The 9983-nt window shown below is 41.4% G+C and carries 8 protein-coding genes, 2 tRNA genes and 1 pseudogene; 4 read left to right on the top strand and 7 right to left on the bottom strand.

All coding sequences use genetic code 11. The features are described 5' to 3' along the window. Window positions 1–128 precede the first annotated feature (128 nt). Window positions 129–722: a hypothetical protein gene (locus BCU12_RS22375; protein WP_102406880.1), complete on the top strand. Its 594-nt coding sequence runs from the start codon at window positions 129–131 to the stop codon at window positions 720–722. An 82-nt stretch (window positions 723–804) separates the two neighbouring features. On the opposite strand, the pseudogene BCU12_RS22370 reads toward BCU12_RS22375, so the two are convergent. From BCU12_RS22370 to BCU12_RS22355, 4 genes and pseudogenes are all read right to left on the bottom strand, one after another. Next, window positions 805–1011, bottom strand: a pseudogene (locus BCU12_RS22370) (AlpA family phage regulatory protein). A gap of 134 nt (window positions 1012–1145) precedes the next feature. After that, window positions 1146–2387 (bottom strand): integrase domain-containing protein, encoded by a 1242-nt coding sequence (locus BCU12_RS22365; RefSeq protein WP_102406878.1) that lies wholly within the window; start codon window positions 2385–2387, stop codon window positions 1146–1148. Window positions 2388–2560: 173 nt separating this feature from the next. After that, window positions 2561–2637 (bottom strand) — tRNA-Val (locus BCU12_RS22360). A gap of 69 nt (window positions 2638–2706) precedes the next feature. Then, window positions 2707–2783: transfer RNA gene (locus tag BCU12_RS22355), tRNA-Val, on the bottom strand. Window positions 2784–3283: 500 nt separating this feature from the next. Between BCU12_RS22355 and BCU12_RS22350 the strand changes: the two genes are divergently transcribed. Together BCU12_RS22350 and BCU12_RS22345 are read left to right on the top strand one after the other, a co-directional pair. Further along, window positions 3284–5572: a glycoside hydrolase family 9 protein gene (locus BCU12_RS22350; RefSeq protein WP_102406876.1), complete on the top strand. Its 2289-nt coding sequence runs from the start codon at window positions 3284–3286 to the stop codon at window positions 5570–5572. Between the two features lie 292 nt (window positions 5573–5864). Further along, complete coding sequence (locus tag BCU12_RS22345) at window positions 5865–6932, top strand: GGDEF domain-containing protein (protein ID WP_102406874.1); 1068 nt, start codon at window positions 5865–5867, stop codon at window positions 6930–6932. Between the two features lie 5 nt (window positions 6933–6937). Here BCU12_RS22345 and BCU12_RS22340 read toward each other — a convergent pair whose 3' ends face one another. Then, the gene (locus tag BCU12_RS22340) at window positions 6938–7594 is read right to left on the bottom strand and encodes a DUF2726 domain-containing protein (protein ID WP_102406872.1); all 657 of its coding nucleotides are present in this window, start codon (window positions 7592–7594) and stop codon (window positions 6938–6940) included. A gap of 210 nt (window positions 7595–7804) precedes the next feature. Between BCU12_RS22340 and BCU12_RS22335 the strand changes: the two genes are divergently transcribed. After that, window positions 7805–7990: a hypothetical protein gene (locus BCU12_RS22335; RefSeq protein WP_102406870.1), complete on the top strand. Its 186-nt coding sequence runs from the start codon at window positions 7805–7807 to the stop codon at window positions 7988–7990. 115 nt (window positions 7991–8105) lie between these two features. Here the strand turns inward: BCU12_RS22335 and BCU12_RS22330 are convergent, their stop codons facing one another. Together BCU12_RS22330 and BCU12_RS22325 are read right to left on the bottom strand one after the other, a co-directional pair. After that, the gene (locus tag BCU12_RS22330) at window positions 8106–9080 is read right to left on the bottom strand and encodes a chemotaxis protein (protein WP_102406868.1); all 975 of its coding nucleotides are present in this window, start codon (window positions 9078–9080) and stop codon (window positions 8106–8108) included. A 20-nt stretch (window positions 9081–9100) separates the two neighbouring features. Then, window positions 9101–9865 (bottom strand): transporter substrate-binding domain-containing protein, encoded by a 765-nt coding sequence (locus BCU12_RS22325; RefSeq protein ID WP_102406865.1) that lies wholly within the window; start codon window positions 9863–9865, stop codon window positions 9101–9103. Window positions 9866–9983: the final 118 nt, after the last annotated feature.

Below are 9983 nucleotides of genomic sequence, written 5' to 3'. Positions count from 1 at the left end.
TCATAATTCACTACACATACCCTATTTAAAAATCAAAAACATATAAAACAGCCAATAATAAAACAACTTTAAAATACGGTTTTAAATTGATACAGTCAAATATCATAGTCACATTTGGACATAAACTCATGAGTGAAAAAACTATTGAAGAAAGAATGAAATGGCTTAACCCTGATGATAAACATTTAGCAGATTGGTTCAGAGCTTATGCAGATAGTCGAGAATGGATCTGTGAATATGTATATAAAGAAGATCAATACATTGGCCTAATCGATAGCAGTAACGCTATATTTTGTGAAAAGTTTTTGAAGAACTGGGCAAGTAAAGGAAGCATTACCAGTAAAGATAAACATAGAATAAACCTCCTAAGAAGTGCTTGGTCTAGTCACAAAAATTCGAAAAGCAAAGTAACCTTATCATTAAGCTCTGAGGCAAAAAAATCGTTAACCTTTTTATCTAAAATTTATGGCATTACCAAAACAGAAGTAGTGAAGGAACTATTAATCAACGCCCATGAACTGTTAAAAATTCAGAAATCTTTAAAGAAGATACTAAGACGTCAACCCAATGCAAATGAGTTCAATAAGAAGATTGACTTTTTAAGTGAGATACTTGATCACAGTAGTCTTACGGAAGAGGTTAATAACTTAAACTCAGAAAATAGGCTGTTAAAGCTAGAACTAGCTAAGCTGGGGGGTTGTAAGCCAAGTAGCAAAGTGTAGTTCCATAGTGAATTTGGCCACCATTCGACCGTTTTATGTGAAATGTATAAATTTGGAGAGCACAATGCTCTCCTTTGTCATATCAAGATAGGTGACGATCTTCAATTTTTTCAGCTATCCACATTTGGACCTCACTTTCTACCCATGCGACGGCCCTATCTCCAATTAGCACCTATGATGGAAACCGCTGTTTTTCTATAGAGCGATACATTCCCGACCTTGATAAGCCAGTCATTACTAGTACTTCATTGAGACGAATTAAGTGAGTGGATTCACTTAAATGACATATATCTAAAATTATTTAGGTTAATTACACCGTAGACAAACGTACCCCATGCCAAGCCAATGCCAACCTTTCAATTTATTGAAGGCCAAAAGTTACACTGTAACTAAAATTTACTAGACATCAAATTACAATATCTATTAACCCACAACCTTCAGGCTCTTTTTACCACTCATCGACAAGCTCCCCGAAGCAGCTTCTTCGATATGATCACTCCACCACGCCATTAGGACTTTACGGCGCTCAAGGTAGTCAGTTCGGTTGTATGCGCTTCTTACCTTATCTCTATCCACATGAGAAAGTGCGGCTTCTATAATATCTGGATCGAAGTTTTGCTCATTTAAGGTGGTACTGGCTAATGCGCGTAAACCGTGAGAGGTTTGCCTACCCTTCATGCCCATTCGTACCAATGCTTTATTTGCTGTCTCTTTGTTGATGTGATTTTTGTTACTTTTGTCTGCTGGGAAAAGGTATTCACTATCACCCGTGATGAAATCAATGGTTTCCAATAGATCTAAAGTTTGTTTTGTTAAAGGGACAGTATGCACTCTTCCCTTTTTCATTCGTTCAGCAGGAATGACCCAAAGCATCTTTTCTCTGTCAATTTCATTCCAACGTGCCCCAGCCGTTTCAGCAGGTCTTGTCATGGTATGAAGTTGCCATTCTAGCAAGCAGCGAGTGATGGGTTTAATTGATGCATAGTTGATTGTTTTGAGAAGCTCTGGAAGCTCATCTGGGGCTAACGAAGCTTGGTTGGTTACCTTAGCCGTCTCAAATGCTTTACCAATGCCAGCAAGCTTGTTGTGTTCAATCACACCCGTGTTTACTGCAAAGGTCATTATCTCATTGAGGTTACGACACAAACGCCCTACTGTTTCTAATTTACCTTGATTCGCAATGGGTTTAATTGTTTTTATCGCTTGTGGTGCCGTAATTTCACCAAGGGGGAGCTTACCAAGATCAGGTAAGAGGTACTTCTCAATTCGTTGCTTTAGCTTCTTAGCCGTTTGCTCTTTGACGCTTGTTCTCTTCACTTCAATCCAGTCATCAAATACCGACTGTAACGTATTCGCCAATTCTAACTGTTTTTCTCTGAGAGTCGTATCACGGTGCTCTTTCGGGTCAATACCATCAGCGAGTAGTTCTCTTGCCTCAATCGCTTTGGTTCGAGCTTTAGCAAGCGATACAGATGGGTATTTACCAATACTGAGGTTTGCTCGTTTACGAGTAATTGGACGGTAATAGTTAAAGAGCCACAATTTGGAACCATTGGGCTTTATTCTCAATGCAAGACCATCACCATCGAGCAGGCTATATTCCTTTTCTTTTGGTTTTGCTTGTAAGATCTGAGTCGCTGTTAATGGGGTTGTTTTCCTAGCCATAGTAACATCACCAATCCGTATTTCCTGTAGTGTTACTAACAGTGTTACTTTAAACGGTGGATTTTACAACACATCATGGAATCTCTTGGGACCAATAAATGGCTAAGAGCCTGATAAAACAAGGAATTACAGGCACAAAAAAGCCCACACTAGGTGAGCTCTTTCGTATAATGTGGTGCCCGCTACTGGACTCGAACCAGTGACACCTTGCATGTCATGCAAGTACTCTAACCAACTGAGCTAAGCGGGCGTGTTCTAATTTCTTATTACTACTATTGTGACAAACTCAATAATCATGTAATAAAAACTGAAGAAGGAATGGTGCGTCCGAGTGAACTCGAATCACCGACCCCCGCCATGTCAAGGCGGTACTCTAACCAACTGAGCTACGGACGCATTCCTTTAGAACGGGGAGAATCTTATCGATAAGGGACAAGTCGTGCAAGTACAAATTTACTGGTTTTGTACTGTTTGTTGTTTTTGTAGACATCGATAGCCTTAATTGTTGTTTTTCTCATCAATTCACAATTACAACACGGCTAATTCTTCATCTCTTTGTTTTAGCAATGAAAGTAAATTGAGTCTAAACAGAGTAGTAGAGCCGTAAAACACAAAGACCATGCTCACCTTATGTGCCAAATAAACGAACAACTCCCCTTTCAGTTTGTTCTTCTTTATACAACCAATATGGTAGACAGAGACACTCCCCCTAATCAATTCGCACTACTGGCGCTCTATGAAACTGGTTCATAGCGAATGATATTGTTTACCGATTAATCACGCTTCTATGACTTCGCATCTAAACAGATCACGCTTTGTCAGTAAAACTGTTGAGGTTAAAGCGCTCACTTTTCATTCTCTTAACGAGTAAACGACGAATGTAGGAAGAGCTGATAATGAAATCGTACCGATATGCACTCCCCTTGTTTATAGGGTTAAGTAGTCAAAGCTTTGCAAATCAAGAGATGTTGACCAACGGCAATTTTGAGAAAGATCTTGCGCATTGGTGGGTAGCTGGAACGACCGTTAGTGTTGATAATGGCGAGGCTTGCGCCACTATATCTCGCCCTGGCTCTAACCCATGGGACGTAATTCTTGGACACGCCAACATTGGGCTAGCTGAAGGGAATACTTACGCTATTGCATTTGAAGCGAAAGCCAACACCGCTACCGAAGTGAAAACCCTAATTCAACATGAAGGCCCTCCCTACACCCACTACTTCGTCAATCAAACAGAGTTGAAGCCCCAGTGGAATTCATACCATTATCAGTTCAATCAAACGCTTCCTAATGATGCAGGTGCTGAGTTTCAATTTCAAATGGGTGCTCAAAAAGAAGCAACAGTCTGCTTTCGAAACATCTCAATTCAAGGTGAACCTTATAGAGAAGACCGCAGTGTGTCACCGCTTCGCGTGAATCAGGTGGGCTTTCTTCCAAACGCGGATAAAAAAGCATTCTTTGTATCAGAATCAAATGAAGCCTTGCGATGGAAACTGTTTGACGCGAATGGGATCAACATCGATGTTGGCCGAACTCTCCCTTTTGGATTAAATAGAGCGTCGGGTGAAATGATACACCAAATCGACCTAAGCTATTTGACCACTGACCAACAAGGTTTGAAAGTCACTATCGACGACGTCGAGTCATTCTCATTCGATGTTCACTCCTCCATTTACTCTGAAATGAAATACGATGCGTTGTCGTATTTCTATCAAAATCGAAGCGGTATTGAAATTGAACCCCAATATGTGCAGCGCAATGATCTCGCAAGGCCTGCAGGACACCCTAGTGATGTTGTCACCTGCTTTGATAAAAAAGATGCATGGGGAAATGAATGGCCTGGGTGTGATTTCGAAGTAGACGTAACAGGTGGATGGTACGACGCAGGAGATCACGGTAAATACACCGTAAACAGTGGTATCACGACTTGGACTCTGCTCAATCTTTATGAACGAGGCTTCTGGCTGGATACGGTAGACATTCCGTTCCCAGATGGCACCGTTAAGATTCCAGAAAATAACAATGGTGTAAACGATCTCCTTGATGAGGCGCGCTGGAACATCGAATTCATGCTTTCAATGCAGATACCAACGGGTCAGCGTGTTGCTGCGCCGATTGGTGATCTATCCGCTTCTCAAACACTGAACCTAACGGATATCGATGCCTCACACCTAGTCTTTCACAAGGTAGCCGACGAATCGTGGACAGGTATTCCACTGGCGCCGCATCAAGATAAAGAGAAACGCTATGTAGGGCAACCTAGTACGGCCGCGACACTGAACCTCGCCGCTATTGGTGCTCAATGTGCTCGCATTTGGAAAGATATTGATTCCGATTTTTCTAAAAAGTGTTTAACCGCGGCAGAGAATGCCTGGGAAGCCGCCAACAAAAACCCAGAAATATATGCCTATAACAACTTTCTTGGCTCTGGTCCGTATGATGACTTTAATCTCGTAGACGAGTTTTACTGGGCTGCAACAGAATTGTTTATTACGACGGGTAAATCTGGATACAAAGACGCCGCGGTAAATTCACCTTTATTCTTAGATGTGCCAAAGGGGGATATAAAAACGACTGGAGATATTTTCTGGCAATACACAGCGCCGCTAGCCACTCTTAGCATTGCACTTGTGCCAAATGAATTTGAACCATACATCGTAGCCAAAGCTCGCGAGAATATCATCTCAACCGCAAAATCGTATCAGGCACAGATATCCAATGAAGGTTACGCTATTCCGTACTCTGTTGAGGAATACCCTTGGGGTTCAAACTCAAATCTAGCGAATCGTGGAATATTCTTGATATACGGGCATGACTTCAGCGGTGATGTGTCATTTGTTAAGGCCGCAGCGAATGGCATGGATTACCTTTTAGGAGGAAACCCGCTGAATATCTCATACGTTACAGGGTATGGACAATACGCGGTTGAACAGCCTCACCACCGTTTTTGGGCAAACGTAGCAAGTGAGCAATTCCCTAAACCGGCACCCGGCGCACTGATTGGGGGGCCTAACTCGATAAGTTTTAGTGACCCGATAGCGTCTGGAATGCAAGGCAACTGCACCGGACAGACCTGTTTTGTCGATAAAATCGGCGCATGGACGATGAATGAAATCACCATCAATTGGAACGCCCCACTCGTCTGGTTAACAACTGCACTTGATGAGGGGCAGCTGAATAACTAAATCGACGGGAATGGTATAAACAAGATGTAATACAGTGATTAATGTTAATCGACACTGAGACCAACGCAATCACTGTATTGCCTGGTCTCAGTGTCACTAAAAAATCATTAAGTAATGAGTTGCATTAATTGAGTGATAAATCATTAGCCTTTCCATCCCATACACTTAGAAAACTGCTCTCTACCCAGCTCACAAAAATGTGACCCGCATTCCACTTTTATTTGCATCCATGAGCAAAATGCCTATGATTCATTCTTGATTTTGGAATCTATGGCTCAATTAGGAAACCTTGATGGACGTGGATGTTCTGAGTAACTCACATAAGCTTCGTGCTGCTGTTCTCACTTGGCTTAGTTTAATACTGGCGATAGGTTCAGTTATTTTCGCTGCCTATAATGTGATTATATTGAAAGAGAACCTTCTCGCACTCAGCCACATGGTATTTGCAGGCTATTCCTTTTATCTCGCCAACCTTTCAAAGAATCTCCGACATTCATATCGTTCTATCATTGTATTTACATCAATGTTAGCGCTTATAGTGTGCCTCGCGAACTACCTTTTACCAGTGGAGTACGGCACTTTTGTTTGGGGGTGTTTCTTCCCAATCTTCTATTACTTGCTGCTTGGTAAAAAGTACGGCTTCATCAATACATTGGTGTTTTTCATCGCTCATGTTTCGATTTCTGTTTCAAAAATAAACTACTTCCCTTCTCAGTTTACCAATATGCTGATATTGAACATGGTCATTTGTTACCTATTCATTTGGTTTACGGCGCACATTTTTGAGTCGAATAGAAAAAAGTCAGAACTAAGCTTATCTGTTTTGGCAGCGAAGGACGCGTTAACCAATACCTATAATCGTTTAGCGCTCAATCACCAGTTTCCAGTACTTCAAACTAACAAGAATGTCCCTCTGAGCCTGCTTATACTTGATATCGACTTTTTTAAACAAATTAATGACGAGTTTGGGCACTCTGTTGGCGATAAAGTACTGATCGAAACCGCAATGGTTCTCAAGAAAATCATTGGTGAATCTCAGGTGTTTCGAATTGGGGGAGAAGAGTTTTGCTTAACGCTTCCCCATACCGATCTTATTCAGGCCGAACATTTAGCAGAGGCCGTGAGAGAAAACATTGCCAACCACAGATTTAAAATGGTTGACCAGCCTATTAAGCTCACAGTGAGCATTGGTGTGTGCGAATGCAGTTCAACGATCAAGCTAGAAGAAGTGCTGATTAAAGCCGACGCAGAGCTTTATCGAGCGAAGAAAAATGGACGAAACCAGGTCATGGTTTGTTCTGAGCAAAAACAGCAGGCGCTAACCACAAGTGAAACGTCAGCACTTACAACGCCAAGCTAAACAGATTATTCATCGTCTTCAAAAACAATGTTGTAATTCTCTGTATAAGTGCATTGCGGTTGTCGACTGCACGTAAAGAAACGTCTTCCTTTGAAATCCCCTTGGTTCGCAACTCGAATAACCATAGGGCTTCCACATTTCTTACAAAAGCGAACTTCTTTGTCAGGTTCAATCAAATCAATGTGGGCGGCTAACAAACGTCTTAGGCGTCCAACTTGATAGCTGTGTTTGATCGACGTTCCAATCAAGGGAATATTCGCCGACTTACAAACATGCATCAGGAGTTTCTGCCTATCGACTTTGCCCTTGTCGAGCTCTTTCCCGTTATCCAATTCAATCGCCACCCGTACCTCTAATGATCTCGGGTCGCAAATAACAAAATCAAAGTAGCTCTTTGCAATACGATTGTTAGCAACAAACCAGCCTTTTTTATCGACTGCAACGGGTGCAAGCACGCTCGAAAGGTTCACCTTAGCCAACACAACACCGTGCTCTCCCACCGCTGATACCAAAGCATTGTAAATGGCGGTCTCTTGACTATTTAGTAGAGGGCCTTTTCGCTTGTAGGCGCTGTCTTTGAACGATTCATCTTTGATTAATCGCTTTTGAGCAAAAACAAAAAACAGAACCAAAATGACGACAACAATGAAGATATTTTCCATGCAACCTAAACTCTTTAACGTTAACTTATTAATTAATAAACGAAGTTCACTCTAACTGCCAGTACCCATTCGCTAAAAATGAGAGGTCTTCTTCAGATATGGTTATTGAGTGAATTATTAAAACTAAACTTGTCTTGATCTAAATCATTTTCAGACCCTTTGTAATCAATTATTGTCATTGATGTTACGCAAGTGTAAAGGAGAAAATAAATGGAATTAAAACAAGACCCACGCTGCTACACCGATGTTTGCGTTGACGGATATTGGTACCATTACGATCACTGCAGTACGAGAGCTTACGTCTTGAAAGGCGGAAGTTCCCCTGAATTAACATTATCTAAAGAGCCCAAAACAGAATCTGAACTCATTTCACTGCTGAGAGATATCTCTAAATAAAGCGCTCTCGTAAAGAAAAACTCAAGCCAAAACATAGTGATTAACGAATAAAAAGCCCTAGCGATGTAAACGCTTAGGGCTTTTATTTTTTTAGCTCAACAATAACAATGGCACGCTATTCGAAGATGTATTTATCCATCATTGCGACCATTTTTCCAATTTCTGGCTTCGTTATGGTGTCATTCGCACCTAATAACAACGCTTTAGCACGGTTATCTTCACTCATCAAAGAAGAGAACATAACGATCGGTACAGCGCTGTATGAGTCGTTATCTCTCAGCCGCTTGAGCAAATGCATACCGTCCATTCTTGGCATTTCAACATCCGTGACAATGCCATTAATCAACTCATCAAGCGGTACATCTTCTTCTTTCGCGACTTTAGCTAACTCCATTAATTTCTCATGAGCTTCGCCACCATCTTTACAGGCAATGATATTGTATCCAGCAGAACTTAGCGTGTCTTGAATGAGATTACGAATGAACGCCGAATCATCCACCACCATGATTGTACGAGCGTTACGTTTAGTGATCGCTTCTTGAGCAAGATCGACAGAACGGTCAACTTTAACGTCGTATTTTTCCATGCTCAATTCAGGGTTGATATCAGCAATGATCTTCTCAAAATCTAAGATCATTATTAGGTTCTTGTCTTTACGCACGACCGCAACGACACAATCTTGCTCACCAGCTTCTAAAAATTGGCTAGGTGATTCCACATCGTTCCATGAAATTCTGTGAATTCGGCTAATGCTATCAATCAGGAACCCATTGGTCATGCGATTGAAATCAGTAACAATAACGAATTTCTTCTCTAAATCTGCCTTTGTTGGTACACCCAGCCAACCCGCAAGATCAACCAAGGGAGTCAAAATATCTCTCGAAGAAAAAACACCAACCATATGTGGTTGTGCATTTGGGTAATCCGTCGTATCGGGAACTTGAATCACTTCCCGCACTTTCGCTACATTAATTCCGTAGTAACATGTCTTAGTACTACCATCAGGTAACTGCTTCTCTAAATGAAACTCGATGATTTCAAGTTCATTGGTACCACTTTCAGTTAGAATCGTACTGTTGCTCTGGCTCATGTTGTCACATCTGCAATTTATTATCGGTATTGATTAATAATGGCATCATATTGTGTAATACCATCGTCATTATTGTTAGTTTTAACCTTATCAATGGCTTGTTGCAACTTATCTATAAGGTATTTATCAATATCTTTGTTGAAAGCGTAATATAGCTCCGCTTCTTGTAACACAAATATGACTTCGAACTCATTCGTGTCGTAGCCTACTTGCGAAATCCACCAGTTTGCCACGTTCTCTTCATAGGCCCACAAATCAATTCGTCCCTTATGTAACTGCTCCGCAAGCGTCTTGGCATAAGAGCTTTCTTGCATTGAATCAACAGGAACACCAAGCTCTGACATTAACTGTTCACCGACATCATCTCTAATGACACCAGTGCGATACTTGAAAAGATCAATCGGCTCATTGATCTCTATGTTGCTCGACTTCTTAGCAAGAACCACAATACGCGTCGTACTGATTGGGCCAACCCACTGGAACAAATGCTCACGTAACTGTGTTCGGGTGGTGGAAAACAAAACCGCATTGTCTGTAATTAATGTATAGCGATAAGCACGCGCCCAAGGCTTTACATCAATGTTAGCAGCTTTAACTGGACTTTCCGCCACTTGGGAGGCTTTCAAAAGCAAATCAACCGCAATCCCAGTGACTTCTCCGTCAACGGTATAGTTATAGGGTGGGTACTCTTCTGTATAATACGATAGCGTATTCAAGGTTTCTGCGAAGGTTGGGAAACTGGCAACCCAAATCAATAGACACACATAACGCTTTAAAGCACACATGATCACCTCCTTTATTAATAACCTTTCTATCATTAAAGGTAGGTAGCGATAGTCAATGCGTCTAGTAAATCCCGTGCTTTAATTAAAGCCCCTTTCTAGCAAACATAGACCTAGCGAG

This window comes from Vibrio sp. 10N.261.55.A7, assembly GCF_002877365.1.
Taxonomy (GTDB): domain Bacteria; phylum Pseudomonadota; class Gammaproteobacteria; order Enterobacterales; family Vibrionaceae; genus Vibrio.
Note: the sequence above shows the minus strand (reverse complement) of the source record. Positions and strands in the feature narration are given on the sequence as shown.